This window comes from Terrabacter lapilli, assembly GCF_039531305.1.
Classification (GTDB): Bacteria; Actinomycetota; Actinomycetes; order Actinomycetales; family Dermatophilaceae; genus Terrabacter; species Terrabacter lapilli.
The window spans coordinates 695,179-719,170 of sequence record NZ_BAAAPU010000003.1 but is presented as its reverse complement, the minus strand read 5'-3'; the positions used below and the strand labels follow the sequence as shown (position 1 = coordinate 719,170).

At 68.1% G+C, this 23,992-nt stretch carries 24 protein-coding genes; 9 read left to right on the top strand and 15 right to left on the bottom strand.

The window, feature by feature from the left end:
* Window positions 1-130 precede the first annotated feature (130 nt).
* From ABD241_RS04710 to ABD241_RS04700, 3 genes are all read right to left on the bottom strand, one after another.
* On the bottom strand, window positions 131-2,506 hold the full coding sequence (locus ABD241_RS04710; RefSeq protein WP_344058914.1) for a zinc metalloprotease: 2,376 nt from the start codon (window positions 2,504-2,506) through the stop codon (window positions 131-133).
* An 11-nt stretch (window positions 2,507-2,517) separates the two neighbouring features.
* Window positions 2,518-3,171, bottom strand: a complete 654-nt coding sequence (locus tag ABD241_RS04705; RefSeq protein ID WP_344058912.1) for a peptidoglycan-binding protein — start codon at window positions 3,169-3,171, stop codon at window positions 2,518-2,520.
* 388 nt (window positions 3,172-3,559) lie between these two features.
* Window positions 3,560-3,781 carry a hypothetical protein gene (locus tag ABD241_RS04700; protein ID WP_344058910.1) on the bottom strand — a complete coding sequence of 74 codons (222 nt, stop codon included), beginning with the start codon at window positions 3,779-3,781 and terminating at the stop codon, window positions 3,560-3,562.
* A gap of 215 nt (window positions 3,782-3,996) precedes the next feature.
* On the opposite strand from ABD241_RS04700, the gene ABD241_RS04695 reads away from it, so the two are divergent.
* Window positions 3,997-4,440, top strand: coding sequence for an AAA family ATPase (locus ABD241_RS04695; RefSeq protein WP_344058907.1), 444 nt, complete (start codon window positions 3,997-3,999; stop codon window positions 4,438-4,440).
* A 70-nt stretch (window positions 4,441-4,510) separates the two neighbouring features.
* Here the strand turns inward: ABD241_RS04695 and ABD241_RS04690 are convergent, their stop codons facing one another.
* The 3 genes from ABD241_RS04690 to ABD241_RS04680 form a co-directional block, all read right to left on the bottom strand.
* Window positions 4,511-5,239 carry an alpha/beta hydrolase family protein gene (locus ABD241_RS04690; protein WP_344058905.1) on the bottom strand — a complete coding sequence of 243 codons (729 nt, stop codon included), beginning with the start codon at window positions 5,237-5,239 and terminating at the stop codon, window positions 4,511-4,513.
* A gap of 206 nt (window positions 5,240-5,445) precedes the next feature.
* A complete protein-coding gene (locus ABD241_RS04685; protein WP_344058903.1) occupies window positions 5,446-5,871 on the bottom strand; it encodes a pyridoxamine 5'-phosphate oxidase family protein in 426 nt (141 codons plus the stop codon).
* Between the two features lie 473 nt (window positions 5,872-6,344).
* Entirely contained in the window at window positions 6,345-7,253 is a 909-nt protein-coding gene (locus ABD241_RS04680) for a molybdopterin-dependent oxidoreductase (RefSeq protein ID WP_344058900.1), read from the bottom strand.
* A gap of 206 nt (window positions 7,254-7,459) precedes the next feature.
* On the opposite strand from ABD241_RS04680, the gene ABD241_RS04675 reads away from it, so the two are divergent.
* The 3 genes from ABD241_RS04675 to ABD241_RS04665 all read left to right on the top strand — a co-directional run bounded on the left by ABD241_RS04675 (window position 7,460) and on the right by ABD241_RS04665 (window position 10,363).
* Entirely contained in the window at window positions 7,460-7,996 is a 537-nt protein-coding gene (locus tag ABD241_RS04675) for an NUDIX hydrolase (protein ID WP_344058898.1), read from the top strand.
* A 407-nt stretch (window positions 7,997-8,403) separates the two neighbouring features.
* Complete coding sequence (locus tag ABD241_RS04670) at window positions 8,404-9,039, top strand: lytic murein transglycosylase (protein WP_344058896.1); 636 nt, start codon at window positions 8,404-8,406, stop codon at window positions 9,037-9,039.
* A gap of 568 nt (window positions 9,040-9,607) precedes the next feature.
* Window positions 9,608-10,363, top strand: a complete 756-nt coding sequence (locus ABD241_RS04665) for a hypothetical protein (protein ID WP_344058893.1) — start codon at window positions 9,608-9,610, stop codon at window positions 10,361-10,363.
* Here ABD241_RS04665 and ABD241_RS04660 read toward each other — a convergent pair.
* The 5 genes from ABD241_RS04660 to ABD241_RS04640 all read right to left on the bottom strand — a co-directional run bounded on the left by ABD241_RS04660 (window position 10,336) and on the right by ABD241_RS04640 (window position 13,983).
* Window positions 10,336-10,692, bottom strand: coding sequence for a hypothetical protein (locus ABD241_RS04660; RefSeq protein ID WP_344059530.1), 357 nt, complete (start codon window positions 10,690-10,692; stop codon window positions 10,336-10,338). The genes ABD241_RS04665 and ABD241_RS04660 overlap by 28 nt on opposite strands.
* Before the next feature lie 124 nt (window positions 10,693-10,816).
* Entirely contained in the window at window positions 10,817-11,347 is a 531-nt protein-coding gene (locus ABD241_RS04655) for a hypothetical protein (protein ID WP_344058891.1), read from the bottom strand.
* On the bottom strand, window positions 11,344-11,757 hold the full coding sequence (locus ABD241_RS04650) for a hypothetical protein (RefSeq protein WP_344058890.1): 414 nt from the start codon (window positions 11,755-11,757) through the stop codon (window positions 11,344-11,346). Before ABD241_RS04650 ends, ABD241_RS04655 begins: the two co-directional genes overlap by 4 nt.
* A 258-nt stretch (window positions 11,758-12,015) precedes the next feature.
* Complete coding sequence (locus ABD241_RS04645) at window positions 12,016-12,774, bottom strand: alpha/beta fold hydrolase (protein WP_344058889.1); 759 nt, start codon at window positions 12,772-12,774, stop codon at window positions 12,016-12,018.
* Between the two features lie 597 nt (window positions 12,775-13,371).
* A complete protein-coding gene (locus ABD241_RS04640) occupies window positions 13,372-13,983 on the bottom strand; it encodes a TetR/AcrR family transcriptional regulator (protein ID WP_344058887.1) in 612 nt (203 codons plus the stop codon).
* A gap of 126 nt (window positions 13,984-14,109) precedes the next feature.
* On the opposite strand from ABD241_RS04640, the gene ABD241_RS04635 reads away from it, so the two are divergent.
* The 5 genes from ABD241_RS04635 to ABD241_RS04615 all read left to right on the top strand — a co-directional run bounded on the left by ABD241_RS04635 (window position 14,110) and on the right by ABD241_RS04615 (window position 18,485).
* Entirely contained in the window at window positions 14,110-14,859 is a 750-nt protein-coding gene (locus ABD241_RS04635) for an SDR family oxidoreductase (RefSeq protein WP_344058885.1), read from the top strand.
* A 138-nt stretch (window positions 14,860-14,997) separates the two neighbouring features.
* The gene (locus ABD241_RS04630) at window positions 14,998-15,648 is read left to right on the top strand and encodes a TetR family transcriptional regulator (RefSeq protein ID WP_344058883.1); all 651 of its coding nucleotides are present in this window, start codon (window positions 14,998-15,000) and stop codon (window positions 15,646-15,648) included.
* A 60-nt stretch (window positions 15,649-15,708) separates the two neighbouring features.
* Window positions 15,709-16,155 carry a LysR family transcriptional regulator gene (locus tag ABD241_RS04625; protein ID WP_344058881.1) on the top strand — a complete coding sequence of 149 codons (447 nt, stop codon included), beginning with the start codon at window positions 15,709-15,711 and terminating at the stop codon, window positions 16,153-16,155.
* Window positions 16,156-16,548: 393 nt separating this feature from the next.
* The gene (locus ABD241_RS04620) at window positions 16,549-17,346 is read left to right on the top strand and encodes an alpha/beta fold hydrolase (protein ID WP_344058879.1); all 798 of its coding nucleotides are present in this window, start codon (window positions 16,549-16,551) and stop codon (window positions 17,344-17,346) included.
* 179 nt (window positions 17,347-17,525) lie between these two features.
* Window positions 17,526-18,485 carry an alpha/beta fold hydrolase gene (locus ABD241_RS04615; RefSeq protein ID WP_344058877.1) on the top strand — a complete coding sequence of 320 codons (960 nt, stop codon included), beginning with the start codon at window positions 17,526-17,528 and terminating at the stop codon, window positions 18,483-18,485.
* A 496-nt stretch (window positions 18,486-18,981) separates the two neighbouring features.
* Here the strand turns inward: ABD241_RS04615 and ctaD are convergent, their stop codons facing one another.
* The 4 genes from ctaD to ABD241_RS04595 all read right to left on the bottom strand — a co-directional run bounded on the left by ctaD (window position 18,982) and on the right by ABD241_RS04595 (window position 23,986).
* Window positions 18,982-20,679 carry an aa3-type cytochrome oxidase subunit I gene (gene ctaD / locus ABD241_RS04610; protein WP_425580683.1) on the bottom strand — a complete coding sequence of 566 codons (1,698 nt, stop codon included), beginning with the start codon at window positions 20,677-20,679 and terminating at the stop codon, window positions 18,982-18,984.
* Window positions 20,676-20,840, bottom strand: coding sequence for a hypothetical protein (locus ABD241_RS04605; protein WP_344058872.1), 165 nt, complete (start codon window positions 20,838-20,840; stop codon window positions 20,676-20,678). Before ABD241_RS04605 ends, ctaD begins: the two co-directional genes overlap by 4 nt.
* 359 nt (window positions 20,841-21,199) lie before the next feature.
* Window positions 21,200-22,969: an MOSC domain-containing protein gene (locus ABD241_RS04600; protein WP_344058870.1), complete on the bottom strand. Its 1,770-nt coding sequence runs from the start codon at window positions 22,967-22,969 to the stop codon at window positions 21,200-21,202.
* A 153-nt stretch (window positions 22,970-23,122) separates the two neighbouring features.
* Window positions 23,123-23,986, bottom strand: a complete 864-nt coding sequence (locus ABD241_RS04595) for an alpha/beta fold hydrolase (RefSeq protein ID WP_344058867.1) — start codon at window positions 23,984-23,986, stop codon at window positions 23,123-23,125.
* Window positions 23,987-23,992: the final 6 nt, after the last annotated feature.

The following is a 23,992-nucleotide window of genomic DNA, read 5'->3' as shown; positions in this document are numbered from 1 at the left end:
CTTCGCGAGGGGTGCACTTCCGACGGCCTGGACACGGCCTCGCGACGCGCTCCCGGACGAACCGGCGCCGTGCCCGGTGACGCCAGGTGAGTCGAGCTCAGAACGGACGGGGCGGCCGCGCGCGGTGGCCTCACGGCGTCGTGGTTGCGCTCACAGCTGATGTCGGCGCGGTGGTGCCCGGTGTCCCTGAGGTGCTGCCCGTCGGTGTTGGTGGTGGTGTCGACTCCGTCGGCTGTGGCGTCGAAGACGGTGAGGGAGGCACGCTGGCCGAACCCGTCGGGCCGGCCACGGTCGTGGGGGTGCCGCTCGGTGCGGGTGTCGGTGCCGTCGTGGTCATGGACGGTGACGGGGTGGTGCTGGGCGTTGATGTGGCGGGGTCGTTGGCAACGAGGGACCGGATCTGGTTCTGGTAATCGAGGAGCTTGGACCGGATCTGGTCGAGCGGCAGGCTGTTGATGGTGCTCGCGAAGGTCGTGATCTGCTGCCACAGTGCGTCCAGGCGCTGTCTGGTCGCCGGGCTGGGGTCGCCCGGCACAGTGAGGACCAGCTGCTGCGCCAGGGCGTAGGTAACGCATTGGACGCAGGAGTAGTTGACGGCGCCGGAGATGTTCTGGGGAATCGCGACGCGCGCGTCTCCGGTGATGAGTACGACCTGGAAGGCCACGGCCACGGTCTTGCATCCGCGGCAGCTGGCGAAGGCGTACGCCTGGTTGCTGTTGGTGACGCTGCTGCCGTCGGCCCACACCAGGGCGAAGGCGACGTCGTAGAGCGTTGACCCGTCCGTGGTGTTGACGGCCAGCGCCTGGTTGTCGCCTGCACCGGGAGCGCCCGGGCGGTTGAACGGGAAGACCCAGCTCGGGGCGGCGTCGGTCGAGCCGGCAGCCCCGGACTTCGGGACGAGCACGAGCGCGAGCACGGGGTGGTCCTTGGTCGGCGGGGCTGTCGCCGAGGCCCACACGGACCGTTGCCCTTCGATGATCTGGCCGTCGGACAGCGCAGGGGTGCGACCAGCGAAGCTCGCACTCCGGAGGCCTTGGACCACGGTGCCCTGCTCGAAGGGTTGGATCGGTCGGTAGCGGTTGGCGTCGGGCCACCAGGTCCAAGCGAGGCCGGCCGCGACGGCTGCCACGAGCAGGCCGGCGACGGCGCGCCGGCCGGGGTGGCCGGCGGTCCGGCGCCGGAGCGAGGCGAGGACCGTCTTGACGAGGCGGGCGAGCACGATGAGGGAGCCGACCACCGGCACGCTGACGGCCAGGATCGCGAGCAGTCTGACCGCTACGCCGGTGACGTCACCGCCGGACCAGTCGACGGCGAGGGCGTCCGCGTGCTTGACGACGCTGCTCCACGCCGTCCCCAGGACTCGAGGGAGCGCCACGACCATGAGGACGAGGGTGACGAGCAACAGCGGCACGATGACCAGCACCCAGGCAGTGACGACGCCTTTGGCCCAGCGCTTGAGCTGCGTCGCGGCCGGTTCGGGTGCACGGCCCGGCACGAGGCTGCGCAGCGTCGGCCCGATGCGCGAAGACAGGTCGGGCACCCCGGTCAGGTCGGCGAGGACGTGGTAGCCGTCGAAGCGGACCATGGGCGCGAGCTGACGCACCATCTGCAGCAGCTGCGCGGCGAGGATGAGCAGGAGGGCGTCCCAGCGCGTGGCGAACCAGATGCCGAACATCGCCACGGTCATCAGCGCGTTGAAGTAGAGGCCGCCGAGGTCGACCCGCAGGCGTCCGGCGCGTCCGAGCCGATAGCTGTCGGTGACATCGGTGTAGAAGGCAGGCCACACGAGGTAGAGGCCGGTGCCCATGGCGCCAGGTGTCGCACCGCCGTAGCGGCAGGCGGAGGCGTGGCCAAACTCGTGGAAGCCGGCGGAGAAGATCGTGATGACGAAGACCAGGATCAGCAGCAGAGGCTGGTCAAAGGCCTGGTGGGTGGCTGAGGCCAGTCCCTTGGTGAACAGGACCCAGCCGGAGATGACCGTGAACGCCACGAGCACGACCACGACGACGATGGGCGCGAACAGGGCGGCGAAGGGCGCGGTCACCCGCCTGGTCACCGCCGGGTCGGAGACGACCCACCGGAAACGTAGGGCAAGGAGAGGGTTCGCCTTCTGCACCTGCGGTTCGGACCCGTCAGCCCCGCGCACCAGCCCGAGCGGCCGCAGGCGTGACTCGGTGAGCTGTTGCACGTCCTGCGGCCCGAGTCGCCGCCCGTATGCCCTGCTGACCTCCTCGGCCACCTCGGCATACGTCCGACGACCGTCGATCGCCTCGAGCACCAGATAGAGCAGCGGAGTGAGCTGCACCGTCTGGCCGTCGGCGCGGCGGACCAGCGACGGAGGGTTGCGATACCCCGAGCCGGTCAGAGACCCGAGCAGCTCGATCCCCGTCGTGCGGACGGGCGCCTCCGCCGAGGCGTCGTCGCGATCGCCGGCGGACGGCAGTGGCGATCGGTCGGCAACACGGTCCGGACCGGTGGCCCTGCCGTCCGCGGACGTGAGAGTCACGGTCGGACCGTCTACTGCTGGATCTGCGAGGTCTGGTCGGCCGTGGCCTGAGCGGTCCCCGTGAGGTGCTGCACGATCGAGCCCTGCTGGTCCGCGATGGCTGTGGCCTCGGAGCCGACGGAGCCCACGTTGGCCGACACGGAGGCGTCGATCGGTGCCGCGACGTTCGCGTTCGCAGCCACGGCGCCGTCGATCGGCGCTGCGAGTTTGGCATCCGCGGCGGCGTTCACGTCGATGTTGAGCAGGTCGCCGCTGAGCGCCGAGGACGACGTCGGTGCGGTGGTGGGTGCGGGTGCCGGCGCGGTCGAGGAGGCGGTCGGATCGGTCGTCCCCGCGGTCGGGGTCGTCTGGTCGATCGTGCTGTGCTGCGGCGCGTGCGCGACGGCGGTCCCCGAGAGGTCCTGGTCGATGTTCACGCCTTGGTGGGCGACGGCCGCGTCGGCCGAGCCCACGGAGAGGATGTTGGCGCCCACGGCGCCGTTGATCGGGGCCGCCACGTTCGCGTTCGCGGCCACTCCGAGGTCGATCGGAGCCGCGACGTCCAGGGCGAGGTTCAGGTCGGCGTTGAGATCGAGGAGCGACATCACCTCCTTGTCCGGAAGGGCGGTCCCTCCTTCGGCGGCGAGCTCCTCTGCAGAGATCGGGGGCAGGTCAGCTTCACTCATCGGTGGCTCCGTTTCGGCACAGGCGTGCCCGTCGACAGCATGACGAACGCCTCATACCCCCGCGAACTCACCCCGCAACCCTTCTGGGATCACGAGGAACCCGACCCTGAGCGCTCCGTAACGCCTGTTGCTGCGTCGTTGTCTGTTCTTGAAGACGAGGTGCGGTCGGTTGTCGTAGCGCCCGACCCCGACTTAGGGACCGGGTGGGTGAATCCGGCGTACGCAGAAGCCTTTGCGAAATGGCGTCAGGAATGACCTTTGATTCACACTGAGAACGCGGACGTCGCACGTCCCATCATGCCGCGCTGACGACGGCTGCGCTTCTGCCACCTCTCTGCCGATCGCCGCGCGCTAGGAGCTGGCGCTACGGCCAAACGCGGCCGTCGACTCAGACCCCGAGATACTCGTCCATCGCCTCGTCTGTAGCGAAGCGCAGTGTCGCCCAACCGATCGGCATTCGAGTGATGAGGCCACCGGGCTGCAGGCGGAGCACCTGGGAAAGTGACGCGTCCAGCTCCAGCAAATGGCTGAAGTGCAGTACTTGCACGTTCTCCTCAGTGCCCTTGGTGTCGCCGATGAACTGCCAGACGTCGTTGTGCTGATGGATCACCAGGCCAGCCCGTTCTGCGCGTCTGCCACAGGATCGGTTGTCACGACCGGCTCATCGAGCTCGAGCGTCACGGGGCCAAGATCCTTCATGCCTGGACCTTAGTGGCAGGGCACAATGGCAAACGTCCGGAAATGCTGCGTTGGGGAGGGACCTCCGACCATGCCGCTGCTGGCGCGCAACTCAAGCGTTCATCGCGCTCCCACTACGGTTCCGGCATGGCACGAGTGCTGCTGACCGGGATGTCAGGCGCAGGCAAGAGCACCGTCCTCGACGCCGTCGCCCGCCGCGGCTACACAACCGTGGACACCGACTACGACGGCTGGGAGCTGCCCGGCGCCCTGTGGGACGAACCCCGGATGAGCGCGCTGCTCAGCCAGCACGACACCATCGCCATCGCTGGGACAGCACAGAACCAAGGCCGCTTCTACGACAGATTCGAGCACGTGATCTACCTGCGCGTCCCGTTGCAGGTGCTCCTTGACCGTGTGCGCACCCGGACGAACAACCCCTACGGCAAGACCGCTGACCAGCGCACTGACATCACCAAGTACGTCGCCCAGGTCGAACCCCTCATCCGACGAACCGCAACGCTCGACCTCGATGGCTTGCTGCCGGTGCCGGACCTGGCCGCCCATATTGAGCAGTGTCTACGCTCCTGACCCGCGTCCTCCTCAACTGCCGCACTGGCTGCGTTGGGTCGTGGCATGGAGGGGACGCCGAGACGAGGTCTCAGCCGAGGGCGTCGCCCCACCAGGCGATCGAGCGCTGAATCGCGTCCCGCGCCTCCTCGGTGTCGTCCACCGTCTCGAATCCGTGGTGGCCGCCGGGCACCTCGAGGACTTCGACGGCGCGACGCTGGCTCGCGCAACGTTCGAGAAGCTCCGTGCTGGCCGTCGCGATCCACTCGAAGTCGTTCTCAGGCCTGACCAGCAGCAAGGGGACGTCGCTGAGCTCAGCAGTGCTTGTGGCGCGTAGAAGTTCGGGGTCCTCGAGGTCAGGGTCGTCAGGTGCCGCGTAGGTGCCGGCGACGGCGGCCACGCCCCATGCCGACGGGTCTGCAAGCACCGAACCCATGAACAGTCCGCCCGCGGAGACGAACCACATCCCGAACCGCTCTGGATCGACGCGAGGATCCGCGCGCAGCGCCTCGGCGGTATTGCGAATGTTCTCCTGTGCGGCGGGGAAGCTTTCGTCGTCGACGAATCCGTGCTCGAACATCCCGCAGACGAACCCCGCCTGCGCCAGCAGCGCGCCGTAGCCGCGGAAGGCCGGCCACTGAGGCGGGCGCACCTCACGCTGACGTGGGACCGGGCCACCGTGCACCATCAGGACGGCCGGTGCGGGCGTCGATGTCGGAAGGTAGAGATCGAGATTCCCCGAGCGGATCGGCTCGACTTCTTCGTAGGGAAGGACGAAAGGTCGCAGGTGGGGCGGGAGACCCGGCGTGTCGCTGCTCATTGCGGTCGATCCAACCACGCCCAATCCCCCGTCGTCGCGAACCATGTTCTTGGTGACTTGGACGCCATCACCAGTGCCTGCCGTCCGAGACATCGTCAGGCGAAGGAGAGGCCCTGACTTTCACGCATCTGCCGCGAGCGGCGCGGCCGTGCCGACGTGCATGCATGGGTGTGCAGCGGCTTCCGTAGTTCGACGGAGAGTCGAGGCTAGAACCCGCCGAAGGCTCGGCCGGTGACCCCTTCAACGGTGATCCCGATGAAGACGGTGCGCACCCCCGCAGCCCACGGCTGCGCCCCTTCGATCATCCACAGATGGTTCAGCAGGGGCGGTGAAGCGATGGCTTCGGCCCGGCCGTGGACGAGAAGGCTCCAGCCGGTGTGCCGAGTGACGTCGAGGTCATCCACCTCCAGGACCACCTCGGTGGGACGCACCAGCTCGGAGAGCAGCCCGAACGGGGAGGTGCGGAAGACCAGGAGGTCATTGACCGGCATGTAGCTGATGGGGAGGATCATCGGACCGCTGAGGGCGTTCCACCCGATTCGGCCCACGTTGCGGGAGTCAAGCAGTCTCTGGCACTCGGCAGGCGTGATGTCGCTCCAGTTGACGAGATGAGAGGCGGGGAAGTGGGTCACGGGTTGAGTCGGTGGCTCTGCCGGGGTCTCGGGGACGGTCATGTCGCACCTCCGGAGGATGGAGCGGTCGGTGGGGGCCGCAGGAACGGCAGCCCGCGTTCTCGTCCTGGCTCACGGCGCCTGAGCGACGTCGGCACCACCGACGATGGTGGTTCGGCGAGGGCCGGAATCGCTGTAGCCCCAGGGACAGTCGAACCTGTCAGTTCCGGTTCAAGGGTAGAAGCCGCCGTCGCACCGCGTCCCCAGGACAGCACCTGCAACCTCAGGAACCACAAGCGTGCCTAGTACGACGTCCCTGCCATCGCCGGGGTGGTGGGCGTCAGATGGGCCGCGGTGTATCGAGCCCTGAGTCGACCCAACACGGAAGAGCCCAGGCAGAAGGACCCAGGCGCCCGTCGTGGCGGTATGTCGTGCGGCGCAGCGATACGCCCGGTTCGCTTCAGTGGTGCCGCACCAGGTGAGCGCCTGCAGGTTCACTGGAGCGGGAACGGCGGCTGCACCCATGACGGGCTTGGTTCAACGCTGACCTGGTCGACCCACTTGACCCACCAGAACCCCCGGCGGCCAGGGGCCACCAACCTGACCGGCCCGCCATGACCCGGGGAGAGCGGGGCGCCGCCGACATGCGTGGCAAGAAGAAGGACGGCGGCTTCCTCGGCCGGGAAGCGTCTGGTGTAGCCGGTCACCGAGTGCACGGTGATGGATCCCTGTTGCGGCATCCCGAGGAGAGTGGCCAGTCGCACTCCGCGCCAGACCTGTTCGGCCCACCAGCCCCCGGTGCAGTCGAGCACGGCCGACTCGTCGACGACGCTGTCCATCGCCACGAGGTCGCCGTGAGTCAGATGCAGCGCCCGGCCGTCGGATCCGCTGACCTCGAGCCTGTACGTGGCCAGGTCGATGCGCGGCACCCTGTTGGTGAACCACTGGGTGACGGGCATACCGGCTGGTCGGCCGGACCCGACCTGGTAGGAGCCCGTCTCACGCCGCCTGGCTCCGGGCAGGTCGGCGACCAGGGTGATGGCATCCTGGGCGGCGTACGCCAGCGCTGCCACGGCCCCCAGGCCGGCGGCGCGCAACACCACCCGGCGGGAGACATCGCCCGGTCGCAGCCGCTGCCGACGACGGGCCACGTGGCTCACCGCGAACGGCACGGCGGCGACCGCAGCCGCGACGTGCACGGTGAGCGCCGTGACGGTGCCTACTTCGAGTCGGCCGAACGTCGAATGGGCGAGGCCAGCGAGCAGACTGACCGCGAGGGCGACCGCGAACACGATCCCGACCGTGTGCCCACGCGGCCGGCGCAGACCCCGCCTTGCGATCACAGTCTTCCACGGCGCCAGGACGAGGATGCCGAGCCCCGCGGCGCCGTGGGCGATGGTCACGAGCCTGGACTCGGGGGCACGCCCGACTCCGAACGCCGCACAGCCGCTGACGAAGCAGCCAACCAAGAGCACCAAGAGTGCGATGTTGGTCCGTCGCCCGGGTCGGCGCCCTGCCACCATCGGACCAGTGTGCTCCTGTCAGCCGCGGCCGACGCTCGCGTTTCCTCCAACCCGGCCGCGGAGAGGTGGCCGGTTAGGGTCCTGCCATGCCGGACGAGCACCTGATCGCGACGACACCGCGGGCTCCCTGGCTCCCCCCGGGCAGTTCCGCCGAGGTCTGGGCAGGTGACGACTGCGCTGTGGCAGTGCCGGCGATCATCGTCCGACTGCTGTTGACAAAATGGCCCGCATACGGGGATCCCCGGTTCTTCTGTGTACCGACCGCCAAGGGCCTGGACCTACCGACGCGATTGCTCGGTAGCGACCAAGAGCGGGGCCGCCCGTCGGCGGGTCTGGCCCCGCTGCTCTACGACGTATTCGGCGGCAGTGAAGTTGTGACCCGCTGTGTGGGGTACGTGCGCAACGTCGTGCCGCATCCGGATATGGACTACCCGCACCCCACGCCATGGGCCCACGTGCCGGTCTTCGTCGCCATGGACGCCGTCGAGCCCATCGTCGACGGCGAGTGGATCACCTTAGAACGCGGGCGCCGCGAGCTCCGACCTCGACATTGGTGGCCCATCGTCGACAATCACCTCACCACGGCCGCCGATACTCAACGCTCGCTTGATCGGCTCGAGTAACTAGATCTGCCGCTCGCTGGACGCTCGGCCGGCCCACCATCGCTCGCGCGGATGTCCTGCGCACATCGCGAGGGTTCGAACGTCGTGCAGCGTTGGGGCCTGATGCACCAAGATGGCGGTATGCGAAGCACTTCCTGGAATGTCTGGTCCTCGGCCATGAGGGCCGGCCTGACGGCCCAGGGCCAGAGCACCGCCGACGACCTCACCGGCCGGTTCGGCTAACGGTGCCTAGACGGTCGCATCACCGCCCCCGCCGCCGCTCGGCTCACGCAGCCGTACTCGTCCTCCCTCTCGCCCTCCTCGGCACGGCGTGGCTCACTGGCCACCGGGGCCAAAGTGTCGTCGAAGCGCCTGCGTCGAGGTCCCTCGTCAACATCGTCGACACCACCGCCCTGACCGCACCCGCCGTGAGCGATGCCGAGGCCTCGTCGACGGGGGCCGGCCACGATGCAAACGCGACAGCCTTCGTGGTCGAACCCGACCCGATGTGGTTGGCGCGCACCGCTGAGCGCACCGGTATCCCTCCGGTGGCACTGCGCGCCTACGGCAGGGCGTCAATCCTCGAGGCCAAGGGGCGCCCCAGGTGCCACGTCGGCTGGGCGACGCTGGCGGCTGTCGGTGAGGTGGAGTCCGCCCACGGGACGATCGCCGGGATTCGTCTGCTGGAGGATGGGCGCACCTCCCGGCCGATTGTCGGCCCCGCGCTCGACGGCGAAGGCGGGGTGGCTGCGATCCGACCCGCGCCGGGCGGACCGCGCCTGCACGGTGACGACACCTGGGAACACGCCATCGGTCCGATGCAGTTCCTCCCCGGCTCATGGCGCACTTTCGGCGCCGACGCAGACGCGGACGGCGTCGCAGACCCCTCTGACATCGACGATGCGGCATGGGCGGCGGCGCGACACCTGTGCTCGGGCGGACTCGATCTCCGCAACAGCGCCGACTGGACGCAAGCCGTGCTCCGCTACAACGCCTCTGACGCGTATGTCCGCAAGGTGGCCAGCGTCGCCGAGGCCTACGCGCGATCGGCCTCGAAAGGCTGATCGGCCGGCCACTGCAAAGCGAAGACCCAGCTTGGCCAGGGCGCACAGGACGACATGGCCCAGCAACCGTTCGAGAAGCTCGATGAGTGGGCCCTCCGCCGCCACCAACTGCGCCCAACAGCTCCGTGACAGGCGGCGTCCCCAGGCAACGCCGGACAAGGAAGGACGCCCGCGCAGGCCACGTGGGCGGGGACCGTGTCGGCCATTAGCGGGCGGCGGGCGCCTGGCCGCAATGTTGCGATGTGGTCGCACCCGCGACGCTGCGTCACCGCACCGACAGCTCTCAGGCGGTGCCACTCGCCCATGGAGCGCGGCCTCCCCCGGCGCAGGCGATACCCTCCCGCGAAGCCGCGGGCTGCCTCGGTGTAGCTCGATCGGTGAGGCACGTCCAGCTGCGAACAGGAGATGGACGGCAGGGTGCCGTCGCAGGTGCTGGACATCGATCTGGGCCGGCAGGTCTGGGCCTGCTGACACCCCGGCGGCGCTACTGTGCCCCGGGGAGAATGAACGGCACATCAATCCCATGCAGGCCAACCGGTCCAGCGAGACGCACACAGGGAGACGACGGGTGAGCGGTGTGGAGGCCTACTACTGGGAGCATGCCCGGGAGTTCTCCTATGGCCGGATCAGCCCTCTGGGCCTGGGTGCGGGAGGCTGCGGGCTTCTCGCGATGGGCCTGGCCATGACGTTGCAGCACGCCGGTGGCGTGTTCGACGCGCTGGTGGCGGCCTGCGTCCTTGGGATGCTCCTGTTCCTGGCGGATCTCGCGGTCGCGGCCATGGTGGGTCCGCGACCCGCCGACCGTGTCCCCGTGGTGCGAGGGCCCGGGCAGACGCTCACCTTCGCCACCGACCGTCAGGTCGTGGTCGCGTCCCTTCTGTGCGGCGGGGGCATGGGAATGTCCGTGTATGGCGGGACCACTACTGGGTTGATACCGGGGTCGCCGATCGTGGTCGCTGTCGTCGCCGTGGTGGTGGCCCTCTGGGGAGGCGTCTGGGTGGCCAAGAGCCGGGGGCTGAGTGTCACCGTCGACGACAGCGGTGTGCGGGATGACACGGTCCCGTTCCGGCACCGCGTCGCAACCTGGGATCGCATCGTGTCAGCATCCGTGTTCGCCACGACGCCCGGCACCGGCCAGGTTGTCCTGAGGCTGCGCCCTGCGACGGCCCCGGCCGGCTCCGCGGAAGCGCCGGGCGGCGGGAGCAAGCGGCTGCGCATCTCGTGCCCGACCCTCACGGTAAGCGCCGACGAGCTGTTGCAGATCATCACCGCGGACCCGATGTCCCGAGCCGGGCATCAGCAGGTCGCCGACAACGGGTCGTGACTCGCCCAGCACCCGCTGCCAACCGTCAGGGCTGCCACCCGGATCAGCCAGCGTTCGGAGTAGAGCAACGTCCCGGAATGCCGCCCAGCGCGCGGTTGATCGTGCCGATCTGAGTGCGCCGAGTCGCTACCGCGAGAGGGTGGGGAAGGTCCACGCCTTGCTGAGGATCTCGGGGCGGGGCCGGTAGAGCCTGACCAGGTAGTTCCAGCCTTCGGTGATGGGCAGGGAGGGACCGTGACGCTGCCGTCGTCGTTGTGGCGGGCTGTGATGTTGTTGACGCTGTAGGCACCGCGATCGTTCGGTTCGAAAAAGCCCTCGGCGTTGTACACCGAGATGGACCAGAACCCATCGACAGGCACATCGGGACCCACGGTGAGTTCGTACACCTGGCTTCAGGTGTCACGGAGCTCAAGACTCCGGCTCACCACCGTCGCGGCGATGCACGTCGGCGCGCTACACGAGGTGGCGGTACTTCTGCGGGCAGAAGGCTGCGACGGAGCGCTCGAGCAGTTCACGCGACTCAGTCCATGAGGCTCCGGTCTCGCGGCGGATGACCGCGGTCACCGCCGTTCCGGAACCGGTCGGCGCCTCCGACAGCATGTCGCAGTAGCCGGTCACGACCTCGGTCAGCAGCGGACCGCCGGGGTCCAGTCCCGGCAGGTTCAGCGACCCGACCCGGTGCGTGGCCGCCCACAGGTAGAACGACTGCTGCTCCGCGTCTCCGGGGAATCCGCCCTCGCTGGCCAGCGTCGCCGCAGGCGTGCTTGGAGCGGCCGGGGGCGTCACGGTTGGCGACGGCGTGCTCGCGGGAGCAGCCGCTGCGCTGCGCGAGCCGCGCTCCGGTGCCAGCGCGTGTGCACCCGCGAACAGGACGACGCCTGACAGCGCCAGCCCCGCACCGACGATCCCGACAGCCCTGCGTGTCTGCGACTTCGACTCCGATCCCGCCTGCGGGCTCCTGTCGAGGACTTCCCTGTCCGTCATGCATCTCCCCTGTCACGCGGCACCCGCTGCGTAACCGCCGCGACACCCGACCCGGCATTGCCGGCCACGAGCATTCTGAACCATCCGTGCCGCCAGCGCTCGATGTGTACTCGAGCGCTGGGCCGAAGCCGGGTCACGGCGTCGGGATCAGCGGCGGGTGCGGCCCCCGTCGGTTCGAAGGATCGTTTCCCGGCGCAGACCACGGGAAGCGACAGCCCGTCCGACTCGATCCTGACGTACAGCCGGCTGGCAGTGACGATCAGAACCAGCGCCACAGCCAGGACGATCGGCCCGATCGGCGGTCCGGGGAATGACCAGGCGATCACGGCGACAAGGACGCATCCCACCGCGCAGGACGCGAGCGTCAGCGCCCAGCCGCTCCAGATCGTCTTGCCTTTTGCGAGGATCACCCGGGCATTCTCCATGACCAGGTTCGACTCGCCACGACACCGCTCGCTCGAAGCGGTAGTTGTGTGCCGGACATGCCGCGCTGAGGGAACGCATCCGCCATATCGGCCGAGGAGGGCTGCTTGGCACGGCCGTACGGCGCTGTGCTTTGCGCCCACGAGGAGAACTCAGTCTGGCTGGTTTGTGCAAGGTCCTCGATCTGCGCGATCGGCACGTCGTACGGGCACGTCTTTCCGCCGCTTGCCCACTTCCTCCCCGGATCAGGCCAGCGCGTCCGCGAGCAGCTCGGTGATCTCGCTAGGCCGCTCGAGGCTGGGCAAGTGCCCGGCCCAGGGCAGAACCACGCGGCGCGCACGAGGAAGTCTGTCCGCGATGGCGTCGGCTGTCAGCCCGAAGTAGTCGAGGTCCCGAGAACCGTTGATCACGTATGCCGGCATGGTGGCCCGCGTCAGGTTGATGGCAGGACCCGCCTCGCGCGGCACATTGTCACCTGCGGCGAGCTGGACCTCGAATGCGTTGCGCTGCATCTCACGCACCAGCGCCCGGCTCTCTTCGCTCGCCTCAGGACCGAGCCATGTCTCTACGTTGAGCTCGACAGCACCGGCGATGTCACCGGTCCTGAGCAGTTCCTCCTCGTGCTGGGCGAAGGAGCGCACCGCTGGTGTCGGGTCGACGCCGTCGGTGTCAGCACACATCAGAATCAGCCGGCTGACCCGTTCCGGCCATGCCGAGGCAACCTGCTGAGCAACCACACCCCCGCCTGAGGAGCCAACCAATGCCGCCTGTTCGATGCCGAGCTCATCAAGGAGATCGAGCGCATCCTCCGCGTCCGAGTATCCGGGAGCCTGCTCAGTGGGCAGAACGCTTCTGCCCCAGCCGCGCCGGTCATAACGAACCACGTGGAAGCTGTCGGCGAGTGCTTCCCAGTGCGGATCCCACTGGCGCAGATCGGTGACGCCAGAGTGGAGGAAAACAACGGTCGGGCCCTGGCCCTTGGTCTCGTAATAGAGGTCAGTCATCGCCCGACAGCCTCGCCCACGGAGCCCTCCTCAGCAATCGGTTTTCACGCCGGCGCGTCGGGCCCCGACACCGTCTCGTACAGTCCCACGACATCCACACCCGGTGGTGTTTCGGTAGGAGCGGGAGAGCGACCCGAAGACGCAACGAAGCGCCACCGCATCGGAGTCCTGAGGTCTCGCGGTTGCCAGCAACCGCACACGCCCTCAGCGGGGGCGCGACCCGTCGGGCGGGCTGCCTGTTCGTGTCCCCGCTCCTCCGGCAGCGGACTCGGTGGCGCGCGGCTGGGATCCGTGCCCTTCAACAGTCGTCTGACGGATGTGGCGGTCGACGGGGTGCGGTGACAGTTGGGCGTCGGGGTTTGGTCCGCTTAGAGCTGACCAACCCTCGGCTTCTGCTCATCTTGGCAACGGGCCGGAGGGAGGCACGGAGGTGAACTCATCAGCACTCATCGGCCTGGCTCGGTCAGGCGAAACTCCGAAATTGCCTGTCGGGACTGGGCATTGCCCGGCGAGTCCGGTGATGCGCTACTCGGGACCGGAGTGCGTCGGGTCGACGCGTGCGCGGATCAGTGAAGGTCTCGGAGGTCCGGGGCCGTCCTAGTGGTGACCGGTGGATACGTGCGCGAAGAACGCCGACAGGGCGATGTCGGTGGCCGTGTGGAGATCCTCGGCGCTGACCCCCGCTGCAGCGTGCACCGCATGGCCTTCGGCGACGACCATGACAAACCGAGCCAGGCCTGCGGCGTCGGTACCAGCAGGCAGATCACCCTCGTCCACGGCGCGTTCGAATCGCTCTGCGAGATGCCGCTCCCCCGCCAGTCGGCTGGCGGCCAGGAACTGGGCGACGGCTTCGTTCCCGGCGCTGCACGCAGTGCCGCCTTGGACGGTGAGGCAGCCAGCCGGGCGGCCGGGACGAGTGACCGCTTCCACGTTCCGGCGCAGGAGCGAGGCGGCCACTGCAGCTGCGGTCGGCTCCGCGAGCGCCTCCCGCGCGTACGCCATGTCGACCTGGGCGTAGCGAGCGACTGCGAGCCGGAAGAGCTGCTCCTTGTTGCCGAAGGCCGCATAGAGGCTGGGCCGGTTGATGCCCATGGCGCTTGTCAGGTCATCCAGCGAGGCGCCCTCGTAGCCGTGGCGCCAGAACACGTCAACCGCTCGGTCGAGCGCGGTGTCGACGTCAAACCCGCGGGGTCTGCCTCGTCTGGTCACGGATCTCACCTCTCCTCGGTGAGATCATAACAGTTTCGAACCGAACGGTACAGATTTGCCACCGCCCCGAGGATCGCCTAGCCTTTTCTGTACCAAGCGATACACAACTATGTGGGAGAAGTCATCATGGGACAGCTCAACGGCAAGAACGCCCTCGTCACGGGCGCCACCTCGGGCATCGGCCTCGCGGCCGCGCGCCGCTTCGCCGCGGAGGGAGCCCACGTCTTCATCACCGGCCGCCGCCAGGAAGCACTCGACGAGGCAGCCGGATCCATCGGCGAGGACGTGACGGCCATTCGGGGCGACGTCAGCAATCTCGAAGACCTCGACCACCTCGTCGACGTCATCCGTAGGCACGGAGGCGGTCTCGACGTGCTGATGGCCAACGCCGGCGGGGGCGAGTTCGCCCCGCTCGGTGCCATCACCCCCAAGCACTTCGCCGACACCTTCAACGGCAATGTGGGCGGCACCCTGTTCACTGTCCAGAAGGCCCTTCCGGTCCTGAACGATGGTGCAGCCATCGTTCTGCTGGGCTCCACCGCCGCCACCTCGGGAACTCCCGCGTTCGGCGTGTACGCCGCATCCAAGGCGGCCATCCGATCCTTCGCTCGTACTTGGGCAGTCGAGCTGGTGGGACGCAACATCCGAGTCAACACCTTGATCCCGGGCCCCACTCAGACGCCCGGCGTGGAAGGGCTGGCGGCGACGCCGGACGAGAAGCAGGCGCTGCTCGAGGGCCTCGCATCCACCGTCCCCCTGGGCCGGATGGGCCGCCCCGAGGAGATCGCGAACGCCGCGCTCTTCCTTGCCAGCGACCAGAGCAGTTTCATGACGGGCGCCGAGATCTTTGTCGACGGTGGCGCCCAGCAGGTCTGAGCGGTACGCCGGTCGGTCGGCAGAAGATGAACGGCCCCGCTCCAAGCTCGGAGCGGGGCCGAGACGACAGCGGCCGCCGGTCGATCATCGAGCAGGCTTGACGTACTCATGACCCGACGGGCGGCGTACCGTCGAGTCATGCGCACTCGTCAGGATCCCGGCGTCTGCGACGACCGTCACACTCTCGATGAGCCGCGACCCGACTACCTCCGTGAGAGGTCCCGACGACGGGAAGAGTCGCGTCAGCGGGTTGAGACGGTGGCCCTTGACCTCTTCACCGAGCGGGGCTTCGACGAGGTCACCGTGGAGCAGGTGTGCGCTCGAGCCGGAATCGCCACCGCTACCTTCTACCGCTACTTCGGCTCGAAGGAAGACGTCTTCTTCGGCTACGAACCGCTGTTCCTCCATCAGGTCGCTCGATGCGCGGAACAGATCGACGTCACTGACCCACCCGTGCAACAGGTGCTGCGTTTTGTCGAACGCTTCGCGGAGTTCCTCGAGACCCAGCGGGACTCCCTCGCGCAACGTGACCGCCTCGTTCGCCGTGTACCCAACTTGTGGGCACGCACCCTGGCCAACCAGAAGGAGTGGGAGGACACCCTCGCCGCCGCACTGGCGTCGCAACGCGGCCACGACCGACCAGACAGCGACGACGAGCTGGACGCCTCTTTGTGCCTTCTCGTCCTGCGTGGAACCTTGCGGGCATGGCGGGCCAACCCCCGCGCACCGTTGGCGCAGGGCGCGACCCGGGTCGTGAATCGCCTGGGTCACCGGCTTCAGGAAGCGTAGACAGGACCGTGGCTCCTTCAGGTGGTGAGAGGTACTCTCACCACCGAGGGGGTGAATTCGGTGGAGTCTCGAGAGTTGCGCTATTTCGTCACGGTGGCGGAGGAAGGAAACTTCACCCGCGCGGCGGCGCGCCTCTACATGACGCAGCCTGCGCTGAGCCGGGCCGTGCGCCAGATCGAGCGTGATCTCGGAACGGTCCTGTTCATCCGGAATCACAAGGGCGCTTCCTTGACTTTTGCGGGGCAGGTCCTGCTCCGCGAAGGGCGGGCTGTTCTTCAGACGCTTGACCAGGCGGAGGCGCGCACCCGCGCGGCCGGCAACATCTGGGGGCTGCGCCGGACGGGACCGGCTTGGGCCTCATGCGCCCCCAGTGCGACCACTCGCGCCTCTGACGAGACGGCGACCCGCCCCTGCAGGCCCGAGGGCCCATCCGTCCCCTCGACCTTCCCGGCCGCCCGACCAGCCGTCGCAGTGACCGGACTCGTCACGCGGCAATCAGCCTGCTGAAGAACGCCGCCGCCAGAAGAGCACTTCGCGTCCGCGACCACTCTCGAGCTCGGCTGCACGTCGTGAACACACGCCAGAGCGGTTTTCCGCTGTCAACTCGGCAGACCAGCACAGTCAATCGACCGATTCCAAGGACCCAGGGGGGCGCGCATCCTCGACGTGCCCACTCCCCGGTGGACCTCATCCACCGGACCCGTACCGACCTGCGGCCTTAGGTGCAAGACGGATGGCCCTTCGACCGCTCGTTTTGACCGGTGAGCTCACGAAAGGACCGTCATGACTCAGCATCCTTCTGCTGTTCCAGATCAGCCTGGAGAGGCAACCACCGCATCGACCGCCCCCAGCCGCCGATCACTTCTCCGAGCCACGGCGGCCGTCGGCACAGCCGCGGGGTTGAGCGCCGTCAGCCGTGCGGGAACAGCGCATGCCACTGATCGCGTCGGGGGCGGGGGGCCGATGGCCCCGCATGACCACCGCAAGGCGACCATCGTGCTGGCCCACGGGGCGTTTGCGGAGTCCTCCAGCTGGGACGAGGTGGTCAGCATCCTGCAGCAACAAGGGCACCATGCCGTCAGTGTCGCGGTGCCACTGCGTGGCGTTGCGTACGACGCCGCCTACTTCAGTGACGTACTCCGAACTCTGACAGGGCCGCTCGTGCTGGTGGGGCATTCCTACGGCGGCGTCGTCATCAGCAGCGCCGATGCGGAAGCCGGCGACATCCGGGAGCTCGTCTACGTTTCAGGCCTTGCCGGAGACAGCGGCGAGACCGGAGCCAGTCTCGTCGGCAAGTTCCCCGGAAGCACCCTCGGACCCACCCTCACCGTCGTCAACCTGTCCTCGGGCGGCCACGACCTGTACATAGACCAGGACAAGTACCACGCGCAGTTCTGCGCCGACCTGAGTAGCCGCAAGGCCGCACAGATGGCCACGAGCCAGCGGCCCATCCTGGAGTCGGCATTCAGCGAGCCCTTCGGATCGAATCCGCTGTGGAAGACGGTTCCGTCGCGGTTCATCTGGGGCGAGCTGGACCGCAACATCCCGCGCCGTACGCACCGATTCATGGCCACCCGAGCCCGAGCCGTGGAGGCGATCGAGGTGCCCGGCTCCTCGCACGTGGTGGGCATCTCCCACCCGCGTCTGACGGCAGCCCTCATCGAGCGCGCCGCCCGCGCCGCCGTCCGGACCCGCTGACCAACCACCACACCCATCGGCCCCACGGCTTCCCCTGCGACCGGGGAGGCCGTGGCGGCACCTTCCGCACGAGGTGACGAATGCCCCCCGCACGGCGCGACCCCGACCGGCTGCACACGACAGATCTCCCCCATGAGAAGGACGCAAGTGCGCCGCCGCCACTGGGCCCGATCCAGCGCGTGAAGACCGACGTTCTGGACGTCGCGTATGTCGCGCAGGGCCCAGCAGATGGCCAGGCCGTCCTCCTGCTGCACGGCTTCCCGTACGACATCCATTCCTACGAACGCGTCGCACCGTTACTCGCCGAGGCTGGCCTGCGGGTCATCGTGCCCTTCCTCCGCGGCCACGGCCCCACCCGGTCCCTCGGTGGCAGCGCTGCACGCTCCGGCGAGCAAGCGGCCCTTGGCGTTGACGTCATCGAGTTGCTCGACGCTCTCGGAATCGACTCCGCTGTCCTCGCCGGCTACGACTGGGGAGCACGAGCCGCCTGCGTGGCCGCGGCACTGTGGCCCACCCGCTGCACAGGGCTCGTCGCCGTGAACAGCTACCTCGTGCAAGACCTCACCGCAGCAACGCAGCCGCTGCCACCCGCTGTCGAGGCTGGGTTCTGGTACTTCTGGTACTTCTGCACCGTCCGGGGCGAGAACGCGCTGCGAACCAACCCCCGCGGCATAGCTGAAGTCATCTGGGCCCACAACTCCCCCGCGTGGGACTTCGACGAGCAAACCCTGGCTCGAACCGCGGAGGCGTTCGACAACCCCGACTATGCCGATGTGGTCCTGCACTCCTACCGCCACCGGCTCGGACTCGCCGGCGGCCACCCCCGCTACGCCGCGGTGCAGGCAGCCCTGAACGCACTGCCCGTCATCACGGTGCCAGCGGTGACGCTCGAAGGGCTGGCCGACGGCAACTTCCCCGCCACCGAGGCTTCCGCCGCGGCAGCACACTTCGCCGGGCCGCGCGTGCACCGGCACGTGCCGAACGCCGGGCACAACCTGCCCCAGGAGTCGCCACAGGCGTTCGCCGACGCCGTCCACGAGACCCTGGCCCTGTCGCGCAACGGCCTCACGGGAGAACCCCACCCGCTCCACACCGATGTCGGTGCTGCTGCCGATCGGCCCAGCCGAGCAGCTGATTGACGGGTGACCGTGGACCACGAGTAGTCGCGGGGGTCAGCCTGGACGTCGTCCCCCCGAACGTCGACACCGCCGCCGACGACACTCATGGTCCACTCCCCTGGCGACTGCACCACCAACCTCAAGGCCCAACTCGACGGGCAGAGCCTGGCCCGTGTATTCGTACGAGGACGAACCTCTTGCTCCCGTCCGCGGCGGCCCCTGCCGCTCGGCTACTGGTCCGCACCTACACCTGCGGAAGTCAGCCAAGCCCCAAGCCAGCCCGAGCCCGCCCTGCTGGTCGGCGGTGGACCCGGCGTCGTTCCGCTCGGTGCGATGCGCCGCGCCCTCCAGCTGGGCCACGCCCGCTCCGCCATGCACCTGCACCATGCCGTCCGCCCCCCAAGGCCGGTCCTCTTCCGCCCCAGAGCTGCTGCACCTGGACGCCACGGACGTCACCGTCGTCTGCACACGGACCGCACTGCCCGCCCGTGGCGACCGAGCAGCCGCGCTCGACCAGTCATTTCTGCCCGGACGCCCCCGCCTCGGGGTGGTGCAGGTCGAAGGCCGGCCGCTCGGAGCGGATCCGCGGCAGCGAGGTGAAGTTGTGCCGCGGCGGCGGGCAGGAGGTGGCCCACTCGAGCGAGGCCCCGTAGCCCCACGGGTCGTCGGACTCGACGAGCGGGGCATGCCGCCAGGTCTTCCACACGTTGTACATGAACGGGATCATCGAGGCGCCGAGCAGGAAGGCACCGAGGCTCGAGACGATGTTGTCCGCCTGGAACCCCTCCTCCGGCAGGTAGTCGGCGTAACGACGGGCCATGCCCTCGACGCCCAGCCAGTGCTGGATGAGGAAGGTGGTGTGGAAGCCGATGAACAGCATCCAGAAGTGGATCTTGCCGAGCTTCTCGTCGAGCATCCGACCGGTCAGCTTGGGCCACCAGAAGTAGAAGCCGGAGAACATCGCGAACACCACGGTCCCGAAGACCGTGTAGTGGAAGTGCGCGACGACGAAGTAGCTGTCGTTGAGGTGGAAGTCCAGGGCCGGGCTGGACAGGATGATGCCGGTCAGGCCACCGAAGAGAAAGGTCACGAGGAAGCCGATCGCCCACAGCATCGGGGTCGCCAGGACGACCTTGCCGCCCCACATCGTGCCGATCCAGTTGAAGAACTTGATGCCAGTCGGTACGGCGATGAGCATCGTCATGACGGCGAAGAAGGGTAGGAGCACCTGCCCGGTCGCGTACATGTGGTGCGCCCAGACGCTCCCGGACAGCGCGGCGATCGCGATGATCGCAAACACCATGGACTTGTAGCCGAACAACGGCTTGCGGGAGAAGACCGGGACGACCTCGCTGATGATGCCGAAGAACGGCAGCGCGATGATGTAGACCTCCGGGTGGCCGAAGAACCAGAACAGGTGCTGCCACAACATGGCACCGTTGTTCTCGGGCGCGAAGATGTGCGCGCCGAGCCTGCGGTCCGCCCCGAGCAGGAACAGGGCCGCGGCGAGCAGCGGGAAGGCCAGGATCACGAGCAGCGAGGTGACCAGCACCGTCCACGTGAACATGGGCATCCGGAACATCGTCATCCCAGGCGCCCGCAGGCAGATGATCGTGGTGATGAAGTTGACCGCACCCAGGATCGTGCCGAAACCGGCCAAGATGAGGCCGAAGACCCACAGGTCGCCGCCGAGGCCGGGGCTGTAGCTCACATCGGACAAGGGCGCGTACGCGTACCAGCCGAAACTGGCGGCGCCGTCGGGTGTTAACAGCCCGGCGCACACCGTCAAGGCGCCGAAGAGGTAGAGCCAGTAGGCGAACATGTTCAGGCGCGGGAACGCAACGTCGGGTGCGCCGATCTGCAACGGCATGATCGCGTTCGCGAAGCCGGCGAACAACGGTGTTGCGAAGAGCAGCAGCATGATCGTGCCGTGCATCGTGAACAGCTCGTTGTACTGGGCGGGGTTGTCGACGACCTGCAGGCCGGGAGCCGTGAGCTCGGCTCGGATGAGCAGGGCCATGACGCCGCCGAGCAGGAAGAAGGCGAACGAAGTTCCGAGATAGAGGTTGCCGATCACCTTGTGGTCAGTCGTCGTGAGCACGGCTACGACACTGACGCGCGGTGCGAGCGCGGGATCAGGAGGGGTGACTGACGCGGGATCACGAGGGGTGACTGAGCCGTGCCGCTCCGACCGACGGCTCGCGAGCTGTGTCACCGCCTTTCCTCGAAGCAGGCGACCGGGCGAGCCGATCCCCGGCGGGTCGCGTCATGGTTCAGCACCACCGGCGCGCAGGGGTGCTCGGTGTCGACACGACCACCGAGCGACGGGACGTCGAAGTCCCTGGTCTGGTGCTGGGTTTCCGTCATCAGTGCCATGTCCTCAAGGCCGGAGGGAGCGCGCCAGATGAGCTTGATGGCGCATCAGGATGCGCGGGCGAGCGCAAACCGGACGGACTGGGCGGACTCTGTCGAGGACCGCCTTTCTTGCTCACCCGCAGCCCACATTCGCGGGAAACCGCGAGGGTCTTCATCGGTCAGTCGACTGCACCTGCGCGCCGGGGCGGCTGCCCCGTGCACCAGCGGGCCGGTCTGAGCAGCGCCATGGAAGGCAGGACGGGCCGAGTGAGCGGGTGTCGGCTCGACGAGTGGGGGCGGGTTTCGCGCGGTCGGCCAGAGGCGTGGATCAACGAGGGTTGTGCGAAACCCCCTGCTTGGCAGTCAGATTCGGTGTGGGCTCAGAGGTCGAGCACCAGGTCGCTCGTCGGTCGGCAGATGCAGATCAGCACTTCTTCCGGGCCTGGCACCTCAAGTGGCTCGGTGGTGTACGCGGCCTCTCCTGCCATCACCGACGTGACGCACGTGTGGCACACGCCGCTGCGGCATGACCACCGCGTGGGCACATCGCACGCCTCGGCGAGTTCCAGGACGGCGTCGAACCGGTCCGACCAGCTCACCGTCAACCCGGTGCGTGCGAAGGTGACGGACGGGCCATCGCCGGGGGCACCGGGTGGCTGGTGGGGTGGACGGGTCGGGGCCGCGACGACGCCAGGGTTGACAGACGCCACCGACCCGAATCGCTCGGTATGGATCTTGCTCGCCCTGACTCCGGCCGCCACCAGGGCTGCGGTGATGTCATCCATGAAGGCGGGAGGTCCGCACACGTACGCCGAGGCGTCCGTGGGCAGGCCCATGGTGGTGACGACCTCAGCGGTGAGTCGCCCTGGTTCCATCCCCGCCGGCAAAGGTTCCCGGCCAGCGCTCAGGTACACCGTGGAGTGCGCCGACGACATCGAGGCGAGCAGCTGTTCGACTTCGTGGGCAAACGCGAGGGTGTCGAGACTCTTCGTGGCATGAACCCACCAGACGTCCCGACGGGTGTGAGTCTCCGCGAGCTCGTGCAGCATCGCCAGCACCGGAGTGGCTCCGATCCCGGCTGAGATCAGCAGGACTGGGTCGGTGCTGGCGTCGAGCACGAACTCACCCCGCGGGGCGGCGACCTCTACCGGGCCACCACGCTGCAGGTGTTCATGCAGGTAGCTGCTGACTGCCCCAGCCCCCTCCCTTTTGACGCTGATCCGATAGGTGGCGCCGTCTGCCCGGGATCCGGGTCGTGGTGTGATCGGTGAGGTCACCCGGGAGAGGGAGTAGCTACGTATGGGAGCAGGCTCCCCTGCGCCGGCGACGCGCAGGGTCACATACTGCCCCGGCCTCACCCGGGGAAGCGGCGTCCCGTCCGCGGCGCCGAGGTAGAACGAGGTGACCAGCTCGCTTTCCCGGACCACGTCTTGAACCAGAAGCGTGCGGAAGCCCGACCACGCAGGCTGAGCCCGGACCATGACGCCTCCGGGCGAACGTGTGCCGCTTCCCGCTTGCAGCATCTCCCGGAACGAGCCCTTCCAACCGGGACTCAGCGCCGCGATCTGGGCTGCTTGCTCCACCAGGTTGTAGTCCGGGTCAGGAAGGTAGAGCAGCGCGTCCACCGTGGCCACGCTCAGCGCGTGCGGCCCGCGCTCGAGGAGCGTGATCGGGTTCCCGGCTTCGACGTAGCCTTCGGTGAGTACGCGCATGTAGAAGCCCGGTCGGCGATGGGCCACGAGGAGCGCAGGCAGTTGAGGTTGGCCAAGTCGCATCCCGACGCGGAAGCACGTCACTCGGGGCTGGGTGACCTCGAACTGGGCTTCCCCGATGGCGAACCGGTCGCCGATGCACACCTCGTCGTCTGCCAGACCCTCGACGGTGAAGTTCTCGCCGAAGGCAGCCGCTGGGAGGCGGTCGATGTCGAAGTGTTCCTCCCAGTGCCGGTACGAGGCGGTCTGGTACACCAGGACGGCCCGTTGCTCCCCGCCGTGCCCGGCAAGGTCTCCCTGCCCGTCGCCGTCAATGTTGAGGCGCCGCACCAGTCGACGTCCCTCCACCGGACGCTTCCAGACCCCGGTCAGGACGGTGCGACCCGACCAGTCGACCCGCTTCGGGAGGCCAACGTTCACAGACACCAAGGACGCCATCTCAACTCCTTCGAAGCGACCATCTGGCTGCCCCAGCCGTGTGCCCCTCTCGGCTCACGCGGCACTGGTGAGCGGGTTCACGGGGTATCCGGGAAGCGCAACGCGGACCGCGACCCGGTCTCGATGGTACGACCGCGATATAGGGCGTCCGCGTCAGGCGTGAGCCCCAAGGAACCCACGGATGTAGCTGGCGATGGTGTCCAGTTGGCTCTCGAGGGCGAAGTGTCCGGCATCGAGCAGATGGATCTCCGCGTCAGGCAGGTCTTCCTTGAAGGCCGGGGCTCCAAGTGCGCCGAAGATCTTGTCGTTGGCACCCCAGACGGCGAGCAGCGGCACCTGGGTCGTGCGGAAGTAGTCGTGCAGTGCCGGGTATCCGTCGATGTTGTTGATGTAGTCGTGGAACAGCTGGAACTGCACCTTGTCGTTGCCGGGCCGGTCGAGAAAGGCCTGGTCGATCGCCCAACAGTCGGGATCGACAAGGTCCGGCTCGTGGACGCCGTGGAGGTACTGCCACTGGGTGGCTTCGGCGCTGACGAGGAAACGCACTCCGGGCTCCGTCTCCGGACCGGGATTCTTGGCGTAGGCCCAGATCGGCTCCCAGAACTCCTCGACGAATCCGGCCTCGTACCCGTTGCCGCTCTGGGTGATGATGGCCGTGATACGTCCCGGCTGCGCGAGGGCAAGGCGCCAGCCGATCGGTGCACCGTAGTCGTGGACGTACATCGCAAAACTGGCGATCTCGAGCTTCTCGAGCAGCTTCGAGGTGACGTCGGCCAAGGCGTCGAAGGTATAGGGGAACTCGTCGAGTGACGGCATGGACGACTGACCGAACCCGATGTGGTCCGGGGCGACCACGTGATACGTGTCGGCCAGGAGGGGAATCAGCCTGCGGAACATGCGCGAGCTTGTCGGGAACCCATGCAGGAGGACCAGGGTCGGTGCCTGCGGGTGGCCGGCTTCGCGATAGAAGACGGACAGACCGTCGATGTCGACGCTTCGGTGGTGTGTGGCGATCATGGCTGC

Bases quoted from the DNA above. Each gene is read 5' to 3' on its own strand.
- ABD241_RS04690 (WP_344058905.1), bottom strand. From the start codon at position 5,239: ATGAGCAGCGACACGCCGGGTCTCCCGCCCCACCTGCGACCTTTCGTC.
- ABD241_RS04630 (WP_344058883.1), top strand. From the start codon at position 14,998: ATGCGCACTCGTCAGGATCCCGGCGTCTGCGACGACCGTCACACTCTC.
- ABD241_RS04695 (WP_344058907.1), top strand. From the start codon at position 3,997: ATGGCACGAGTGCTGCTGACCGGGATGTCAGGCGCAGGCAAGAGCACC.
- ABD241_RS04595 (WP_344058867.1), bottom strand. From the start codon at position 23,986: ATGATCGCCACACACCACCGAAGCGTCGACATCGACGGTCTGTCCGTC.
- ABD241_RS04655 (WP_344058891.1), bottom strand. From the start codon at position 11,347: ATGACGGACAGGGAAGTCCTCGACAGGAGCCCGCAGGCGGGATCGGAG.
- ABD241_RS04605 (WP_344058872.1), bottom strand. From the start codon at position 20,840: ATGGCACTGATGACGGAAACCCAGCACCAGACCAGGGACTTCGACGTC.
- ABD241_RS04675 (WP_344058898.1), top strand. From the start codon at position 7,460: ATGCCGGACGAGCACCTGATCGCGACGACACCGCGGGCTCCCTGGCTC.
- ABD241_RS04645 (WP_344058889.1), bottom strand. From the start codon at position 12,774: ATGACTGACCTCTATTACGAGACCAAGGGCCAGGGCCCGACCGTTGTT.
- ABD241_RS04600 (WP_344058870.1), bottom strand. From the start codon at position 22,969: ATGGCGTCCTTGGTGTCTGTGAACGTTGGCCTCCCGAAGCGGGTCGAC.
- ABD241_RS04705 (WP_344058912.1), bottom strand. From the start codon at position 3,171: ATGAGTGAAGCTGACCTGCCCCCGATCTCTGCAGAGGAGCTCGCCGCC.
- ABD241_RS04635 (WP_344058885.1), top strand. From the start codon at position 14,110: ATGGGACAGCTCAACGGCAAGAACGCCCTCGTCACGGGCGCCACCTCG.